Raw genomic sequence first — 17,535 nt, 5'->3', positions numbered from 1 at the left:
AGACCCAAGTTTGCCCGCTCCCGAGCCGATCATGAGCTATACGGCGAATATCCGGACGGAAGCGGGCGAACTTGCTGGAATTGAGGCATGCGGCCGGATCATGCAGCGGAACTGAGCGAGCAACCCGACGGCGCGGTCCGGGCTGCGCTGGAAACGTGGCGCTCGGGACTCGTCGACCTCACGGACGCCAACCGCCTGCTCAACTTCGGCCGAACCCCCTCGGACGCGGTGGAGATCACCGGGCCGTCGCCCAAGAGCATCCTCAAGGTGCTCCAGGAGGACGGCGCGTTCGGCTTCCCCGGCGATGACGGCGAGGACGAGAGCCGGCCGATCCTGCGCACCCCGCTCGCCGAGCACGACCTCGGGGCGATGCTGCACCGGTTCTACCGCCGGTCCCGGCAGGAGATGATCGACCGCGGCGTCAGCTCGCTCTACCTGGCGATCGGCATGCTGCACTGGACCGACGAGCGCAACACCCTGCACCAGAGCCCGATCCTGCTGGTCCCGGTGGAGATCGACCCGGCCGGGCCGGTGCTGCGCGCCCGCCCCGACGACCCGATCGTCAACCCGGCCCTCGCGCTGCGGATGGAGCCGCACGACATCGAGCTGCCCGCGGTGTCGGCGCTCAGCGAGCTCGACGTCACGGTGCTGTGGGCGCACATCGACGTGGCCATCGGCGAGCGGCCCGGGTGGTACGCCGACGAGACCGTGCTGCTCTCGATGTTCGGCGTGCACCGCGAGTCGATCCACGCCGACCTGGTGGAGAGCGAGCCGCACATCGCCGAGCACCCGATCGTGCGGGCCCTGGCCACCCGGGACGCCGACCGGACGTTCGCCTTCGACCCGATCTCGGTCGACCGGATCGACGAGATCGTGCCGGCCGAGGACGTGCCGCTGCTGCTGGACGCGGACGCCTCCCAGCGGGCCTGCGTGGCCGCCGCGGTGGCCGGGCACAGCTTCGTGCTCGACGGCGCGCCCGGCACCGGCAAGTCCCAGACGATCGCCAACATCGTCGGCTGCCTGCTGCACGCGGGCAAACGCGTCCTGGTCGTCTCCGAGAAGGCGGCCGCGCTGGACACCGTGCACCGCCGGCTGTCCGAATCCGGGCTCGGCAACTACCTGCTGCCGCTGCACAGCGACCTGACCGGCCGGCGGGAGGTGGCCGCGGCGCTGTCCGAGGCGCTCGACACCGACCCGGCGCCGCTGGCCGCGATGGACCCGATCGACCGGCGCGCGGTGCGGGAGCGGCGGGAACGGCTCACGTCGTACGCGGAAAGCCTCAATCGCATGCGTCCGCCGCTCGGCCGGACCCTGCACGAGATCATCGGGGTGTGTTCCACCCTGCAGGACGTGCCGGCCGCGCCGGTGCCGCGCGAGATCCCCGCCGAGCTGACGCCGGATGCCATGCTCCAGATCCGCGACGCCGTCGGCCGGCTCGGCCGGCTGCGCAGCGAGAGCTACCTGTGGCGGGACGCGACCGAGCGGGATCCGATGGAGGGCCGGCTGCGCGCCGCGATGGCCGCCCTCGGCCAGCTGGCCGAGACGGTGATCGCGAACTCGGTGCTCGCCGACGCGTTCGACCTGCACGAACCGGCCGGGGCCGGCACCCTCGCCGCGCTGGCTGCGCACGCCGGCCATCGCCCGGCCACGATTGTCCCGGAGTGGCTGGTCGCGGTCAGCCTCGCCCCGGTGCAGGAGGCGGCCGAGGACCTCACCAAGCACCTGGCCGCGCTGCGCTACGGCGGCATCCCGTGGGCCGAGCTGCCGTCCGCCGCCGAGCTGACCTCGGTGCCCGACCTGGGCCTGACGCCGCCGGCGCTCGACCTGAACCCGCTGAACGCCGCGCAGGCCGAGCACCTGGCCAACAAGTTCGCCGAGGAGGCCGACCGGCTCGAGATCCGGCAGGAGAGCCTCGACCGGGTCACCGCCCGGCTCGGCCTGCCCAACGTGGTCTCCTTCGCCGACTCCAACCGGGTCATCAAGATCGCCGAGCTGATCTCCCGGGACGCCAAGCCGGAGGCCGTCTGGTTTGCCGAGGGCGGGATGGCCGCCGCGCATGCCGCCGTACGCTCGCTGCGCCGCGCCGTCGAGGCGGTCCAGGCCGCCGAGGCGCAGGCCCGCCGCCACTTCGACGAGGGCGTGCTGAACGAGCCGATCGAGGAGATGGCCGACCGGCTCAACAACCAGCGCGGCCCGCGCCGGCTGCTGCGCACCTACCGGCGCGACAAGAAGGCCGCGATCGAGGCCGCGCTGCCCGAGGTGAAGCCGGAGGAAGCGCTGGCCAACGTGGAGGACGCGGCGAACTGGAAGGCCGCCCTCGACCACCTGGACGAGATGTCCGACGAGCACGCCGAGATCCTCGGCCGGCACTGGGACGGCCTCGACACCGACTTCGCAGCCGTGCAGGAGGCGCTGCACAACGCGGACGAGGTGATCCGGGAGACCCCGCCGGAGGCGCTCGCCGCCGTCGTCGTGCACGTCACCGCGGCCCGGCCGAACAGCGCGCTGCTGCGCATCGTCAACGAGGCCCGCGACGAGTTCGACCGGTTCCGCACCACGTTGCGCGAGCCACCGGCCCGCGCGCCCCGGCCCGAACTCGGCGAGGGCGCCGTGCAGGACGCCGTCATCTGGATGCGCGCGCACATCTCCCCGCTGCGGGCCGCCGCCGAGATGCTGCGTGCCTACGGCGGGCCGACCGGGCGCGGCGACCTCACCCTCGCCGAGGCCGTCGACATCGCCCAACAGCGCCAGGCCGCCGTCGACGCCGAGGCCGCCATCTGGTCGAGCGCCGGGCCGCACGCCGCCGTTCTCGGCTCGATCTACCGGGGCACCAAGACCAACGACGATCTGATGAACGAGATCGTCGCGTGGACCGCCGAGGCCCGCCGTATCCACACCGGGCACGACGCCGCGCTCACCCCGGACCAGGCGGACGCCATCGCCGAGGCGGCCCCCAGCGACGGGCTGTCGGCCGCGGTGGCCGGCTGGGAACAGGCCCGCGAGCAGGTGCTGGCCGCGTTCGGCGCGGACCGGCGGATCGAGCTGACCACCCACCTCGGCGACTACGACAGCGCCCGCGACCTGCTCCTGGAGCTGATCCACGACACCGACGGGCAGGACGAGTGGTTCGTCCACTCCGATGCCCGCGACGTGATCGACTCCTTCGGGCTCAAGGACGCGCTGGAATACTGCGCCGACCACCAGACGGCGGCCGAGCAGATCTGGCCGGTGCTGGAGAAGGCGCTCTACCGCGGCTGGGCCGACGCGGTCATCCGGGACGACCCCGGCCTCATGCCGACCGACGCCGAGGAGCGCGGCCACCTCGTCGAGGTGTTCAAGCTGCTCGACGCCGAGCTCGGCTCGGCCGCCCTGGCCGACATCGTCTACGCCGTCGAGGCCCGCCGCCCCTCCGCGGCCACCACCGGCGAACCCGCCCTGATCCGCCGGGAGGGCAGCAAGCGCACCGGCCATCTTGCCGTCCGCGACCTGATCGCCCAGGCCCGGCACGCGGTGCAGGCGCTCAAGCCGTGCTTCCTGATGTCGCCGCTCGCGGTGAGCCGGCTGCTCCCGCCGGAGATCGAGTTCGACGTCGTGATCATCGACGAGGCCTCCCAGGTCACCACGGCCGACGCGATCAACTGCGTGTACCGCGGGGACGCGCTCATCGTGGTCGGCGACGAGCGGCAGCTGCCACCGACCACGTTCTACGACCGCGTCGAGGACGACGTGACCGACTTCCCGTCGATCCTCGACCTGGCCAAGCAGACGTTCACCACGCTGGAGCTGGACTGGCACCACCGCAGCCGGCACGAGGCGCTGTTCGCCTTCGCCAACCTGGCCTACTACGGCGGCGATCTGGTCAGCCTGCCCCGCGCGTACGCCCGGGAACCCGACCACGGCGTGCAGCTCTATCCGGTGGACGGCATCTATCACCGGCTGACCAGCTCGGACAACCCGATCGAGGCCGACGCGGTCGCCGCCCGGGTGCTGCATCACCTCACCCACCGGCCGGGCCGGTCGCTCGGCGTGGTCACGCTGTCGGTGGCGCAGGCCGACGCGGTCGACAACGCGGTCCAGCGGATGATCTCCGAGCGCCCCGACCTGGAACACCTGCTGGACGACTCGGACCGGCTCAACGGCTTCTTCGTCAAGAGCCTGGAGGCGGTGCAGGGCGACGTCCGCGACGTGATCATCATGTCGGTCGGCTACGGCTACGACGAGAACGACAAGATCAGCACGAACTTCGGCGTGCTCAACCGGCCGAAGGGCTGGCGGCGGCTGAACGTGGCGATCACCCGCGGCCGCCAGCGGATCGAGGTGGTCTCCTCGATCCACGCCTCCGACGTGCCGGACATGGGCAACGAGAGCATTCGCCACCTCAAGGCATTTTTGGAGTACGCCGAGCGGGACGCGGCCACGCTGGGCAAGGACGCCACCGACCGGGAGGGGATGTCGGCCTTCGAGGAATCGGTGCTGACCACGATCACCGGCTGGGGATTCAACGTCCGCCGGCAGATCGGCGCCTCCGGCCACTGGGTCGACCTCGGCATCCTGCACCCCGAACACCCGGACGAGGTGTACGCGCTGGGCATCGAGTTCGACGGCCCCGGCTACCGGCAGGTCGGCGCCGCCCGCGACCGCGACCGCCTGCGCGAGAAGGAGTTGTCCGAGCTCGGCTGGCACCTGCACCGGGTGTGGTCCACCGCCTGGTACGCCAACCAGCAGCAGGAAGCCGGCCGGCTGCTCGGCGCGATCCAGCGCGCGCTGGCCGACCCGGCCCCCGGCTTCGACCGGCTGCCCGGCCGGGCCTGGGGCGGCGTCACCCACCGCCCCATCGGTCACGTCCTGGTGGAGCCCAGGATGGAGGACATCTCACCGGTGTCGGGGCGCGACCAGGCCTGACTCGTACGCCCAGACGACCAGCTGGGCGCGGTCGCGGCAGTGCAGCTTCGCCATCGCCCGGTTGATGTGCGTCTTCACCGTGAGCGGGCTGATCACCATTCGGCCGGCGAGCTCGTCGTTGCTCAGCCCGCGCGCCACCAGCTGGACGAGCTCCTGCTCGCGGGCGGTCAGCGCGTCCCGCCCGGCGGCCGGGTCGGCCGGCGGCGGGCCGGTGACGAACTCGCTGATCAGGGTACGGGTGACCGACGGGGCGAGCAGCGCGTCCCCGCGCGCCACCACGGCGATGGCCTGCAACAGGTCGGCCGGGTCGGCGTCCTTGAGCAGGAAGCCGCTGGCGCCCGCCCGCAGCGCCGCGAAGACGTAGGAGTCCAGTCCGAAGTTGGTGAGGATCAGGACGCGTACGCCGTCGAGGCCGGGGTCGGCCGCGATGCGCCGGGTGGCCTCGATGCCGTCGAGCCCCGGCATCTGCACGTCCATCAGCACCACGTCGGGCCGCAGCCGGCGGGCCAGCACGACCGCGGCGCCGCCGTCCGCGGCCTCGCCCACCACCGTCAGGTCGTCCTCGGCGTCGAGCAGTGCCCGGAAGCCAGCCCGCATCAGCGCCTGGTCGTCGACCAGCAGGACGTTGATCACGCTTTCTCCAGGGGGAACCGGGCGAGCACGGCGAACCCGCCGCCGTCGCGGTGGGCGGCATCCAGGGTGCCGCCCAGCCCGGTGACCCGTTCCCGCATCCCACGCAACCCGACGCCCGGTGTCGGCGACCCGGTCGCCGGCGTCCGGCCGTCGTCGGTCACCGAGACGGTCAGCAGCGCCGGGGCGTACTCGACCCGGACCTCGGCGGTGGCCGGGCCGGCGTGCCGGGCGATGTTGGTCAGCGCCTCCTGGACCACCCGGTAGCCGGCCTGGTCGACCTCCTCGGGCAGCTCGGGTGGCTCGCCCGAGACGCTGACCCGCACCGGCACTCCCGCCGCCCGGGTGCGGTCGGCCAGCTCGCCGACCCGGCCCAGGCCGAGCCGGTCGGCGTCCGGCGCGCGGAGCACGTCGAGCGTCTCGCGCAGCTCGCGCATCGCGGCGCTGCTCGCCTCCTGGATCGCGAGCAGCGCGGGGGAGGGCTCGTCGCCGGCCTTGCGGGCCAGGTGCACCGCGATGCCGGCCTGCACCTTGACCACCGAGATGCTGTGGGTCAGCGAGTCGTGCAGGTCGCGGGCGATACGCAGCCGCTCCTCGCCGGCCCGGCGCAGCGCCATCTCCTCGCGGGTGCGCTCCGCCTCGGCCGCCCGCTCCTCGGCCTCCCGGAGGTAGGCCCGATGCTGCCGGGCCACCAGCGCCGCGACGTTGACCGCGACGAACCAGCCCAGCAGCAGCGAGGTGCGCTCGACCAGCACCTGACCGGGGCGGCCGGGCGGCGCCGCCGAGATGTCCCGGGCCAGGAATCCGGTCAGGAACAGCACGCTGGCCAGGCGCGCGGGCAACCGGTGGTCGCGCCACGCGGCCAGGCAGACCATGCCGAGCACCGGGAACGCGGCGGCCACCCCGGCGTGCACCCGGACGTGCACGGCCAGCATGGACACCGTGACCACGGCCAGCGCCGGCACCGGGAAGCGCCGGGACACCGCCACCGCCGCCGTCATGACCAGCACCAGCAGGAGGTCGAGCGGGTGGACCGCGGCCGCGTCGGGGGCGACCGCCGCGTTGCCGAGCAGCAGGGCGCCGAGGGTGACGCCGGCGAGGGCGTAGGGCAGATCCGGACGCATGACTCGCACTGTAGGACGAGCGGCCGAGGCCGGGCATCCAACCTCCGCAGTAGATGGACGTACATCAGGGGTTGTGCCGGTGCCCTCCCCAGGTGCCTGCGCCGGCTGGACGCTTTCCCGCCCGGCGGCGACCAGCATCGACGCCATGACATACCGCTTCTTCACGCCGGCCCCGGCGAGGGCAGCGACCGGCCTCGTCGCCGAGGTCTACCGGCAACTGCGCGAGGACTTCCTCGGGCCGATGCCCACCTTCCAGGCGCTCTCACCGATGCCGGAGCTGCTGGCGGCGACCTGGGCGCTGATGCGCGAGGCGCTGCTCGCCGGCGACACCGACCGGGTCGACCGCGAGGTCGTCGCCGCCTCGGTGTCCCGGGCCAACCGGTGCCGGTTCTGCCTCGACGCGCACGTCACGATGTTGCACGCGCTGGGCGAGCCCGGCCTGGCCGAGGTCATCGCCGCAGGTGGCACACCCGCTGAGCCGCGGCACGCCGAGCTCGCCCGGTGGGCTGCGGCCGGCCGCCGCCCCGGGCCGTACCGGCCGGAGATCACCGGCACCCTGCTCGCCTTCCACTTCATCAACCGGATCGTGTCCGCGCTGCTCGCCCCGGATCTGCTGCCCGGCGGGCTGCAGCGGTTCCCGGCGGTGCGCTCGGCCGGTGGGCGCCTCTATGCGCGGGCGGTCCGGGAACCCCGGCCACCGGGCCGCGGTCTGCGGCTGATCGCGGCCGCGCCGCCGCCGGCCTGGGCCGGGGACAGCCCGGCCGGGGTGGCGTACGCGTCGCTGCGCAACGCCGCCTGCCGGGGTGGGGAACTGCTGAGCGAGCTGGGCCGGGAGACCGTGACCGGCACGGTGGGCTGGGAGAACGGGCAGCATCCGGAGCGGCCGGCCGAGTGGGCCGCCGACCTGGTGCGCGATCTGCCGCCGGCCGATCGGGTCGGCGCCCGGATCGCGCTGCTCGCCGCGTTCGCGCCCGCCTCGATCACCCGGGGTGACGTCGGTCTGTGGCGGCTCTCCCGGCCGGCTGACGCCGATCTCGTCCGGCTCGTCGCCTACGGCGCGATCACGGCCACCGATCACGTCGCCCGGGCACTCGACCCGGCTCACCACTGAACCCGATCTCAACCTGGCCGTGGGCGGGCGGTTCCCGGGGCGTGGCCCTTCGTGGCCCGGTCCAAGGAAACCGGCACCGGGCGCTGCCGACCTGGCCACGTTGACCAAACTTTCGTTAGGACGGACATCATGCGCAAGGCCTTCGTCATCGTCAGCGGCCTGCTTCTGGTCGCGTTCGCCCTGCAGTTCGTGTTCGCCGCGGTGGGCGCGTTCACCAAACCCGCCGGGGACGGCTCGTACGCGCTGCACAGCATCAACGGGATGGCCGTGATCCCGGTCCTGACGATTCTCACGATCGTGTTCGCCGCCCTGGCCCGGGCGCCGGGCCGGGTCATCGGGATGGCCGCCCTGCCGCTCGGCCTGGTCGTCCTGCAGGTGCTGCTGGCCGCGCTGGCCTCCGGGCTCACCGATGATTCCGGCGGCAGCACCACGGTCGGCCTGATCATCGGCGGCCTGCACGCGGTCAACGGCATCATCGCGGTGCACGTCGTGGTGGGAGTGCTCCGCGCCGCGCAGCAGCTGGGCCGCCCGGCGGCGGAACCGGGCGGGCTGAGCGCGGACGCCGCGCGGCACCCGCACGAGATGCCTGCGCAGGCCGCCGGTGAGGGTTCGCGATGACCACCGGCTCGCTGATCATCGCCGACCTGCTGATCGCGGTCCTGGCGGCGGCCGGCTGGCTCGGCGCCGGCGGGGCGGCTGCCGCCGGACGCAGCCGGGTGGCGCCGGCCCTGGCGGCCGGTGCGTTGCTGGCCACGCTCGCCCGCGCGGTCACGGTGATAGCGCTCGCCCGGGCCGGCTGGTGGTTCGCGGCGGAGAAGGTGCTGATCGCCGGCCCGCTCTCGCTCGCCGCGATCGCCGCCGCCGTCGCGGGGCTGCTCCGGCCCAGATGGCCGCGAGCGACGCGAACTCCGGCGGCACCTGAAGCGGCACCGCTTCCGGCGCGAGGGGCTGGGGCGCGTGAAACACCGCTTCCGGCGCGAGAACCGGGGGTGGCTGAGGCGCCGCTTCCGGTGGGAGGGGCGGGAGCGCTCGAAGCGCCGTTCCGGGTGGGAAGGGCGGCGATGCTCGGAACGGCACCGCGTCCGGAGGGAGGGGCGGGGGCGTCTGAAGCCGCACCGCTGCCGCAGCGAGACGCTGCGCTGCCTGTGCCGGCGGGTCCGCGGGACATTCGCTCGGTTGCTGTTGCGCTGCTCTTCGCCGGCTATGCCGAGACTGCTGCCCTGCTCGTGACGGTGTTGCACGGCTATCCGGCTTCGGTGGGCGTCGGGCTGCTGGCGGTTGCCGCGGTTGCGGCCGCTACCGCGGTTACCTGGCGCCTGGTCGGGCCGCGGCCGGGGGCGGGTGTCTCCCGGGCGATCCTTGCGGTGGCGGGCGCGGCGCTGGTGGCCGGCGTCGGGCTCAGTGTTGCGCCGGGGGCGGCCCCCGGCGTACCCCATCGTCATGTTTATCCCGTCGCCCTGGCGGTGGGGGAGCCGACCAAGCGTTTCACCCTGACCGCCGGAACCGCCACGGTCACGGTGGACGGGGCGGCCGTGCGGGCGTGGGCGTTCAACGGGCAGGTGCCCGGGCCGGAGCTGGCCGTTACCGTCGGCGACGTCGTTGAGGTGACGCTGCGCAACCGGGACGTCGGGGCGGGCGTCACGCTGCACTGGCACGGCTACGACGTGCCGAACAGTCAGGACGGGGTGCCGGGGGTGACCCAGGACGCGGTGTTGCCGGGGCAGGAGTTCGTCTACCGCTTCCGCGCCGACCAGGCCGGGACCTACTGGTACCACACCCACGAGGCCACGTCGGAGGGTGTGCGGATGGGCCTCTACGGCGCGTTCGTGGTGCGGCCGGCGGCTGCTGCCGGGGTGGACCGGGTCATCGCGGTGCACACGCTGGCCGGCCATCCGCTGCCCGCGGCGGCTTCGGACCGGGTCGGCGCGGGCTCCCCGGTGCGGCTGCGGCTGATCAACACCGACAACACCACGCATCGGTACGCCGTGGCCGGCGCGCCGTTCCGGGTCGCCGCGATCGACGGCGTCGACCTGCGTGGCCCGACCGACCTGAGCGGGACCGCGGTGGCGATCCCGGCCGGCGGGCGCTACGACCTCACTCTGACCGCGCCCGCCACGCCGATCGCGCTGCTCGTCGACGGCCGCCCGGTCTACTCGACCGGGGCGGTCACGGCCGCGACGGACACCTGGCCGGTGCTGGATCCGCTCGCCTACGGCTCACCCGCGCCGGCGCCCTGGGCCGGGGCCGACCGGGCGTTCACGCTCGTGCTGGACCGCGGCCTCGACCTGCGTGGCCTGGTGCCGCGCTATGCCCACACGGTCGGCGGAGCGGCCTACCCCGACATTCCCAACCAGGTGGTAGGACGTGGTGACACGGTCAAGTTCACGATCGTCAACCGCTCCCTCGGCGTACACCCGTGGCATCTTCATGGTTTTCATGTTCTGGTGCTGTCTCGCAACGGCACCGCGGCGCGTGGCAGCCCGTTGTGGCTGGACTCGTTCGACGTGCGGCCCGGTGACGTCTGGGAGGTCACCTTCCGGGCCGACAGCCCCGGGACCTGGGCCAACCATTGCCACAACCTGCCGCACGCCGACGCCGGGATGATGCTGCACCTGGTGGTGACCGGGTGAAACTATTCGCGGTACTTCTCGGCGACGATCGCCTCCAGGCGGGTCCGCTCGAACGGGTCGCCGTACTCGTGGATGGCCCGCCGGGCGAACGCCTGCTGCACGGTGGACACCCGCTCGGAGCGGCCGCGGCCGATGAAGCTGACCGCCCAGTGCATCACCGCGGTCACCCGGTTCTTGAAGCCGACCAGGTAGAGCAGGTGCACCGCGACCCAGATCACCCAGGCCGGGAAACCGTCCAGCCGCAGCTTGCCGATGCTGGCCACGGCGGAGAACCGGGAGATGGTGGCGAGGCTGCCCTTGTCGAAGTACTTGAAGGGCTTGCCGGCCGGCTTGCTCTCGAGGCGGTTCTTGATCGCCTTCGCGGCGTACCGGCCGCCCTGGATGGCGACCTGGGCGACCCCGGGCAGCTGATTGCCGTGCTCGTCGTTGAGGTTCATCATGTCGCCGAGCACGAAGATCTCCGGGTGCCCGGGCACGGTCAGGTCCTTCTCCACGAAGATCCGGCCGGACCGGTCGGTCTTCGAGCCGGTCTTCTCGGCGATCTTGCGGGCCAGCGGGGGAGCGGACACCCCGGCCGCCCAGACCTTCGTCATCGAGCCGATGCGCTGGTGGCCGCGCTCGCTGTCCACCTCGATGCCGGTGGGGTCGACCCCCACCACCTTGGTGTTCAGCTCGACCTCGACGCCGAGCAGGTGCAGCTGGCGCAGGGCCCGGGTGGACAGGTGGTCGCCGAACGTGTTGAGGACCGCGGGCAGCGCGTCGACCAGGATGATCCGGGCCTCCCGCGGGTCGATGTGCTTGTACTGGCCGGGCAGGGTGCGGTGGGCCAGCTCGGCGATCTGGCCGGCCATCTCCACGCCGGTCGGGCCGGCCCCGACCACCACGAAGGTGAGCCAGCGCTCGATGTCCTCCGGCTCGGTGTGCAGGTCGGCGATCTCGAACGCGCCGAAGATGCGGGCGCGCAGCTCGAGCGCGTCGTCGATGCTCTTCATGCCGGGGGCGTTGTCGGCGAAGCCGTCGTTGCCGAAGTAGGACTGGGCGGCGCCGGCCGCGACGATCAGCGTGTCGTACCCGACCTCGTAGTCGATGCCGGGACCGTCCACCTTGACGATCTTGTTCTCGACGTCGATCTCACGGGCCCAGCCCAGGCGTACGTCGACGTTCTTCTGCTTCTTCAGCACCTCGCGGATCGGCGGCGCGATCTCGCCCTCGCTGAGGATGCCGGTGGCCACCTGGTAGAGCAGGGGCTGGAAGAGGTGGTACGCGGTGCCGTTGATCAGAGTGATCTCGACCGGGGCGTTCTTCAATGCCTTGATGGCGAAGAGACCGCCGAAACCGGCGCCGATGACGACGACACGATGCATTGTTGCTCCCATCTCGTGCGTTCTTTACAGCGCCCCGATCCGGGTGATTATGCCGTGACGGTGAGCACGGTAAAGGGCCCGGCGAGAAACATCACGCCGGGCCCCGTCCGCGTTTAGGGAGCCCAGACGATGTTCGGGTTCACGTGGCCGGTCCAGTCGAAGACCGCCATGTTGTCCCAGCCGTCGCCGGTGCCGTTGATGTTGGCCGGGTCCCAGCCGTTGCCGGCGATCGCGTACCAGGTGGGCTCCCAGTAGAAGACGCCCACCGCGCCGGCGTTACGTGCGGTGTTCTGCACGTACGTGAACTCGGTCGCCTGCCCGGCCCAGCTGGCCGGCTGGCCGTCGCAGAGCACGGTGCCGGGTATCGAGTTCGACTGGCTGTCGGCGTTGGCGGTGGTGAACTGGTACGCCGTCTCGGCGATCACCACCGGCTTGCCGTAGCGGGACTTCACGTCGACAAGCACGTTGTAAAGATTAGAAAGACTGCCGTGCCACATGCAGTAGTAGGACAGTGCGGTCACGTCCCAGGTGACGCCCTGCGCCTTGATGCCGTCGTAGAACCAGCGGGCGTTGGCGTCGCTGTCCGCGTCGGCGGTGTGGATCATCACCTGGGTGCCCGAGTTGCAGGCCTTGGTCGCGTTGTAACCCTGCTTGAGCAGCGAGGCGAGCGGCGCGAAGTTGCTGTTGGTGACCTTGCCGTTGGGCCACAGCATGCCGACGTTGATCTCGTTGCCGATCTGCACGCTGTCCGGCGTGGTGCCCTGCGACTTGAGCGCGGTGCACACGTCGTAGGTGTAGTTGTAGACGTCGGTCTGCATCTGCGCGAGGGAGTGCGACGACCAGGCGGCCGGCGGGTACTGCTTGCCCGGGTCGGCCCAGGTGTCCGAGTAGTGGAAGTCGATCAGCAGCTTGAGGCCCTTGGCCTTGATCGCCTTCGCTTGTTGCAGAACCTTGGCCTTGTTGTTGTAGCCGCTGGCCGGGTTGTTCCAGACACGCAGGCGCATGTAGTTGGCGCCGGCCGCCTTGAGGATGTCGTACGGGTCGGCGGCGGTGCCGGCCTTGTTGTAGTACTTCGCCCCGAGGTCGAGGCTGCGCTGCAGCGTGGACACGTCCGCACCGAGCATGGTGAGGGTGTTCGCCGCGTGGGCGGGGGTGGCGGAGAGCGCCAGCGGGACCGCGAGGACGAGCGCGGCCGCTACCACTCTGAGGGACGGTTTCATGAACCCTCCTTGGGGGATAGGGTTTGCCGTACATTTCCGGCATGTCCGGATGCGCTGGTGGCTACGCCGCCGGACATGCTGGCCTCAGGCGGGCGAGGACTCCCGGATCACCAGTGACGTCGGCACGGTGATCGACAAGGGGGTACGCCCGTTGATGACGTCCGTGAGGAGACGGACCATTTCGTCGCTGATCCGGTCAAGGGGATGCCGGACCGTGGTGAGCGGTGGATCGGTCGTGGCCGCCAGCCCGGAGTCGTCGAAGCCGATGACGCGCACGTCACCGGGCACGTCCCGGCCGGCGTCACGCAGCACCGGCAGGGTGCCGGCCGCCATCGCGTCCGAGGCGGCGAACACCCCGTCCAGGTCGGGGGCCTGTTCGAGGAGCTGCCGCATGGCGGTGGCGCCGCTGACCCGGCCCCAGTCGCCGTGCACGATCCGGGCCGGCTCGACCGGCAGGCCGTGCGCCATCAGCGCCTCGGTGTAGCCCTGCAGCCGGTCGACCCCGCCCGCGGTGTCCTGCGGGCCGGTGATCGTGGCGATCTTCTTGCAGCCGACCGCGATCAGGTGCTCGACCGCCGAGCGCCCGCCGGAGCGGTCGTCGGCCATCACCGAGCTGATCTGCTGCTCATAGCCGAGGACCCGGCCGCATGCCACGATCGGCACCTCGGCCTGCACCAGGTGCGACAGCAGCGGGTCGCCCGAGTGCGGCGACACCAGCAGCACCCCGTCGACGTGCCCGCCGGAGAGGTAGGCGATGGTGCGGGTCCGCTCCTCCGGGGTCGACGCGATCATCAGGATCAGCGTCAGCTCGCGATCGCTCAGCGCCTGAGCGACGCCGCGCAGCAGCACCGAGAAGTTGGGGTCCTCGAAGAGCAGGTGCTGCGGCTCGGTGAGCAGGAACGCGATCGACCCGGACTTGCCGGTGGCCAGCGAGCGGGCGTGCGGGTTCGCCGTGTAACCGGTCCGGGCGATGGCCTCGCGCACGACGCGGACGGCTTCGGGGCTGACCCATTCCCGCCCGTTCAGAACGCGGGAGACGGTCGCGTAGGAGACCCCGGCCTCGCGCGCCACGTCGCGGATGGTGGGCCGCTTTCGCACGTTCGGGACTATAGACTGCGCCATCACGCCTTCACCGCTCCCGCGCCCAGGTCCACCCGCCAGTAGCGCTGCAGGCTGAGGAAGAGCGCGATCAGCGGGATGATCGAGATCAGCGCCCCGGTGACCACCGTGATGTACATCGCGGGCTGGCTGGCGCCCTGGTTCAGCAGTCCGGACAGGCCCACGGTGATCGGGTACAGATGGTCGTCGCCGAGCATGATGTAGGGCAGCATGAAGTTGTTCCAGATCGCCACGAACTGGAACAGGAACACCGTGACCAGGCCCGATCGCATCATCGGCAGCACCACCCGGCCGAAGGTGCGCCAGTCGCCGGCGCCGTCGATCCGGGCCGCCTCGAGGACCTCGGTCGGAATGGTCGCGGCCGCGAAGATCCGGGAGAGATAGATCCCGTACGGGGCGATCATGCTGGGCAGCAGCACCGACCAGTACGTGTTGGTCAGGCCGACCTTGGCCAGCAGCAGGTACTGCGGGATGGCCAGGATGACGCCGGGCACCAGCACCCCGGCCAGGATCACGTTGAACACGAATTTCTTGCCGGGGAAGTCGTACTTGGCGAGGGCGAAGCCGGCCATCGCCGAGATGAGTGTGGAGACGGCCGAGCCGACCCCTGCGTACACCACGGTGTTGGCCATCCAGCGCCAGTAGAGCCCGCCCCGGTAGGAGAACAGGTCGCCGATGTTGTCGAACAGGTGGGTGCTGGGCGACAGGGTGAAGGTGGAGAACAACTCGCCGGAGCTCTTCGTCGAGGCGATCAGCACCCACAGCACCGGGAACAGGCAGTAGAGCGCGCCGAGCAGCAGCAGAACGGTCGCGAGGGTGCTGTTCTTGCGGTTGCCTTTCTGCCGGACGGTGGCCTTGGGCTGGGCGGTGGCCGGAACGACCGGCACGACGGTGGAGATGGTCATTGTCAGTCCTCCTGGTTGAAGGCCCGGTTCCCGACGAGCTTGAGGAACCCGAAGGACACGGCGAAGGTGGCGACCGCGATGATCACCGAGGTGGCGGCGGCGGAGTAGATGTCGTTGCGGACGAAGGCGTCCCGGTAGACCTTCATCAGCGGCGTCCAGGTGCTGGAGATCGTGTTGCTGAGCGGCTTGAGCGTCATCGGCTCGGCGAAGACCTGCAGCGTCGCGATCAGCGAGAACACGAACGTCATGATCAGGCTGGGCAGGATGACCGGGATCTTGATGCGCCAGGCGATCTGCTTGTCACTCGCGCCGTCGAGGCGGGCCGCCTCGAACAGGTCGGTCGGGATCGCTCGCAGCGCGGTGTAGATGACGATCATGTTGAAGCCGGTGCCACCCCAGACCGCGATGTTGGCGACCGCCCACAGCGTCCACGAGCCGGTGAGCACCTCGGGCGGCTCGAATCCGAGGGCGTGCGCCAGGTCGGTGAACGGGCTGACCCGGGGCAGATAGAGAAAACCCCAGAGCAACGAGCTGATCACGGCCGGTACGGCATAGGGCAGGAAGATTGAGGTACGGGTAAAGGTGCCGACCCGGGTGCGGCCGGCGTCCAGCAGCAGCGCCATGAGCAGGGCCATCCCGAGCATGGTGGGCACCACGATCAGGCCGTAGGCGCCGATCCGGTAGACGCTGGGCAGGAAGTCGGGGTCGGAGAGCGAGCGACTGTAGTTGCTCAGGCCGGCCCAGATCTCGGTGCGTGCGCCGGCGCCGAGCCCGAGGCCGCTGACCTTGACCCGGCGCAGGCTCAGGTAGCCCGCGTAGACGATCGGCGCGGCCAGGAACGCCGCGAACAGAATCAGAGCGGGAGCGAGGAACGAGTACGGTGCGGCGGCGCGCCCGCCACGGCGGGTTGCCGTCCTCGGCGTACGGGATGGGGTGGGAAGCGCCGACACGGGCCGTCACCTTCTGTCGTGCTGGGATGCGGCGCGGCTGTGGCCGCGCCGCATCAGGGGTTGATCAGCCGGCGACCTTGAAGCCGGTGTTCTTCATGTCGCCGACGGTGGTCGACTGCATCGTGCTGAGGGCGGCGGTGAAGTCCGCGACCTTCTTCGACGCGGCCGCCTTGCCGAAGGCGTCGTTGTAGCTGCTGTAGGCCACGTTGACGTTCGGGCCGTAGGTGAACGGCTTAGTGATCTTGGCAGCTTCGGCCGCGACCGAGTAGAAATCGGTCTGGTTCGACATGAACGCCGGCGGCGTGGTCAGCGCGGCCGACGAGTCGACGCCGGCCGGGTAGACGTTGGCGGTGCCGGCCAGGGCCTTGATGCCGGCCGGGTCGGTGTTGAGCCAGGCGATGAACTGCGCGGCCTCGGCCTTGTGCTTGCTCTGGCTGGTGACGCTGGTGGCCGAGCCGCCCCAGTTGCCGTTGGCCGGCGCCGCGGCGTCCCACTGCGGGAGCAGGGTGGCCTTCCACTTGCCCTTGGTGCTGGCGGCGTTGTCCTGCAGCACGCCGGGGCCCCAGACCGAGCTGGTCCAGCCGACCTGGGTGCCGTCGTTGAGCGCGGCGTTCCAGTCCGGGGTGTACATCGGCTTGTTGTCGATGACGCCCTCCTGCACCAGGCCGCCCCAGTAGCCGGCGACCTTCTGCGTGGCGGCGTCGTTGATCGCGACCGACCAGGTGTCGCCGTTGATGCCCCACCAGGACGCGCCCGCCTGCTGCGACAGACCGGCGAACCAGCCCGCGTCGGTCGCGGAGAAGGTGCCGAGGTACTGCTTCTTGTTCGCGGCGTGGATCTTGCGAGCGGCCGCGGCGTAGTCGTCCCAGGTCTTCGGAGCCTGCAGGCCCAGCTTCTCGAAGACGTCGGTGCGGTAGTAGAACATCATCGGGCCGGAGTCCTGCGGCACGCCGTAGAGCGCCTCGCCGCCGAGGGTGACCGCGTTCCAGGCCGAGTCGGGGAACTTCGACTTCAGGCTGCCCGACTCCTTGGCGATGTCGGCGAGCGCGTTCGCCGAGACCAGGGTCGGGATCTTCTGGTATTCGGCCTGCATCACGTCGGGCGCGCCGCTGCCGGCCTTGATCGCGGTGAGCAGCTTGGTGACGGCCGGGTCGCCGCCGTCCTGCTTGTTGACGGTGACGTGGATGTCGGGGTGGGCGGTGTTCCAGCCCTCGACGACCTTGTCCATGTTCGGCGCCCAGGCCCAGTAGGTCAGTTCGACCTTCTCGCCGGGCTTGGCGGCGGTGCTGCCGCTGTCCTTGTCGTCGGAGCTGGAGCAGGCGGCGCTGGTCATCAAAAGGGTGGCGGCGAGAACGCCAACGAGTGTCTTTTTCAACGATCCTCCTCGATCGGCCGGCCGGGGTGGGTGCGGCCGGGGTCGCTGCCGGGGGAGACGTGCGTCACCGAACAGGACCTGTGACCGGTTACAGTGCTGCGAGTTTTCGTGGTTGTCAAGTGCTTGCGTCCAGCCCGTTAACTGGATGTATCGTGCGGAGCACTACGCCTGTGACCGGTTACAGTCCCGATCGCAGCAGTGGGTC

At 71.1% G+C, this 17,535-nt stretch carries 12 protein-coding genes; 4 read left to right on the top strand and 8 right to left on the bottom strand.

All coding sequences use genetic code 11. The features are described 5' to 3' along the window. The first annotated feature begins 87 nt into the window (after window positions 1–87). The gene (locus AB0E90_RS09790) at window positions 88–4,902 is read left to right on the top strand and encodes a DUF4011 domain-containing protein (protein WP_360402146.1); all 4,815 of its coding nucleotides are present in this window, start codon (window positions 88–90) and stop codon (window positions 4,900–4,902) included. Here AB0E90_RS09790 and AB0E90_RS09785 read toward each other — a convergent pair. Together AB0E90_RS09785 and AB0E90_RS09780 are read right to left on the bottom strand one after the other, a co-directional pair. Next, a complete protein-coding gene (locus AB0E90_RS09785; RefSeq protein ID WP_360402143.1) occupies window positions 4,873–5,535 on the bottom strand; it encodes a response regulator transcription factor in 663 nt (220 codons plus the stop codon). The two genes, AB0E90_RS09790 and AB0E90_RS09785, sit on opposite strands and share 30 nt — an antisense overlap. Further along, window positions 5,532–6,656: a sensor histidine kinase gene (locus AB0E90_RS09780; protein ID WP_360402140.1), complete on the bottom strand. Its 1,125-nt coding sequence runs from the start codon at window positions 6,654–6,656 to the stop codon at window positions 5,532–5,534. Before AB0E90_RS09780 ends, AB0E90_RS09785 begins: the two co-directional genes overlap by 4 nt. A 145-nt stretch (window positions 6,657–6,801) precedes the next feature. On the opposite strand from AB0E90_RS09780, the gene AB0E90_RS09775 reads away from it, so the two are divergent. The 3 genes from AB0E90_RS09775 (at window position 6,802) to AB0E90_RS09765 (ending at window position 10,397) form a co-directional block, all read left to right on the top strand. Continuing rightward, complete coding sequence (locus tag AB0E90_RS09775; protein WP_360402137.1) at window positions 6,802–7,767, top strand: carboxymuconolactone decarboxylase family protein; 966 nt, start codon at window positions 6,802–6,804, stop codon at window positions 7,765–7,767. 129 nt (window positions 7,768–7,896) lie between these two features. Beyond that, window positions 7,897–8,385 carry a DUF6220 domain-containing protein gene (locus tag AB0E90_RS09770; RefSeq protein WP_360402134.1) on the top strand — a complete coding sequence of 163 codons (489 nt, stop codon included), beginning with the start codon at window positions 7,897–7,899 and terminating at the stop codon, window positions 8,383–8,385. Beyond that, on the top strand, window positions 8,382–10,397 hold the full coding sequence (locus AB0E90_RS09765; protein ID WP_360402131.1) for a multicopper oxidase family protein: 2,016 nt from the start codon (window positions 8,382–8,384) through the stop codon (window positions 10,395–10,397). The genes AB0E90_RS09770 and AB0E90_RS09765 overlap by 4 nt, the downstream gene beginning before the upstream one ends. Window positions 10,398–10,399: 2 nt before the next feature. On the opposite strand, the gene AB0E90_RS09760 is transcribed toward AB0E90_RS09765, so the two are convergent. The 6 genes from AB0E90_RS09760 to AB0E90_RS09735 all read right to left on the bottom strand — a co-directional run bounded on the left by AB0E90_RS09760 (window position 10,400) and on the right by AB0E90_RS09735 (window position 17,330). Beyond that, window positions 10,400–11,761, bottom strand: coding sequence for an NAD(P)/FAD-dependent oxidoreductase (locus AB0E90_RS09760; protein ID WP_360402128.1), 1,362 nt, complete (start codon window positions 11,759–11,761; stop codon window positions 10,400–10,402). Between the two features lie 113 nt (window positions 11,762–11,874). Beyond that, window positions 11,875–12,981 (bottom strand): glycosyl hydrolase 53 family protein, encoded by a 1,107-nt coding sequence (locus AB0E90_RS09755; protein WP_360402125.1) that lies wholly within the window; start codon window positions 12,979–12,981, stop codon window positions 11,875–11,877. 84 nt (window positions 12,982–13,065) lie between these two features. Continuing rightward, a complete protein-coding gene (locus AB0E90_RS09750) occupies window positions 13,066–14,079 on the bottom strand; it encodes a LacI family DNA-binding transcriptional regulator (protein ID WP_360402122.1) in 1,014 nt (337 codons plus the stop codon). A gap of 23 nt (window positions 14,080–14,102) precedes the next feature. Continuing rightward, a complete protein-coding gene (locus AB0E90_RS09745) occupies window positions 14,103–15,005 on the bottom strand; it encodes a carbohydrate ABC transporter permease (protein WP_360402119.1) in 903 nt (300 codons plus the stop codon). A 2-nt stretch (window positions 15,006–15,007) separates the two neighbouring features. Further along, the gene (locus AB0E90_RS09740; RefSeq protein ID WP_360402116.1) at window positions 15,008–15,955 is read right to left on the bottom strand and encodes a sugar ABC transporter permease; all 948 of its coding nucleotides are present in this window, start codon (window positions 15,953–15,955) and stop codon (window positions 15,008–15,010) included. A 64-nt stretch (window positions 15,956–16,019) separates the two neighbouring features. After that, window positions 16,020–17,330, bottom strand: a complete 1,311-nt coding sequence (locus AB0E90_RS09735) for an extracellular solute-binding protein (RefSeq protein WP_360402113.1) — start codon at window positions 17,328–17,330, stop codon at window positions 16,020–16,022. Window positions 17,331–17,535 lie beyond the last annotated feature (205 nt).

This window comes from Actinoplanes sp. NPDC026619, assembly GCF_040638295.1.
GTDB lineage: Bacteria > Actinomycetota > Actinomycetes > Mycobacteriales > Micromonosporaceae > Actinoplanes.
The sequence above is the reverse complement of the archived record's forward strand: the minus strand, read 5'-3'. Positions and strand labels throughout refer to the sequence as shown.

Coding starts and splice junctions, on each gene's coding strand:
- AB0E90_RS09755 (WP_360402125.1), bottom strand. CDS start 12,981: ATGAAACCGTCCCTCAGAGTGGTAGCGGCCGCGCTCGTCCTCGCGGTC.
- AB0E90_RS09790 (WP_360402146.1), top strand. CDS start 88: ATGCGGCCGGATCATGCAGCGGAACTGAGCGAGCAACCCGACGGCGCG.
- AB0E90_RS09765 (WP_360402131.1), top strand. CDS start 8,382: ATGACCACCGGCTCGCTGATCATCGCCGACCTGCTGATCGCGGTCCTG.
- AB0E90_RS09770 (WP_360402134.1), top strand. CDS start 7,897: ATGCGCAAGGCCTTCGTCATCGTCAGCGGCCTGCTTCTGGTCGCGTTC.
- AB0E90_RS09775 (WP_360402137.1), top strand. CDS start 6,802: ATGACATACCGCTTCTTCACGCCGGCCCCGGCGAGGGCAGCGACCGGC.
- AB0E90_RS09760 (WP_360402128.1), bottom strand. CDS start 11,761: ATGCATCGTGTCGTCGTCATCGGCGCCGGTTTCGGCGGTCTCTTCGCC.
- AB0E90_RS09745 (WP_360402119.1), bottom strand. CDS start 15,005: ATGACCATCTCCACCGTCGTGCCGGTCGTTCCGGCCACCGCCCAGCCC.
- AB0E90_RS09780 (WP_360402140.1), bottom strand. CDS start 6,656: ATGCGTCCGGATCTGCCCTACGCCCTCGCCGGCGTCACCCTCGGCGCC.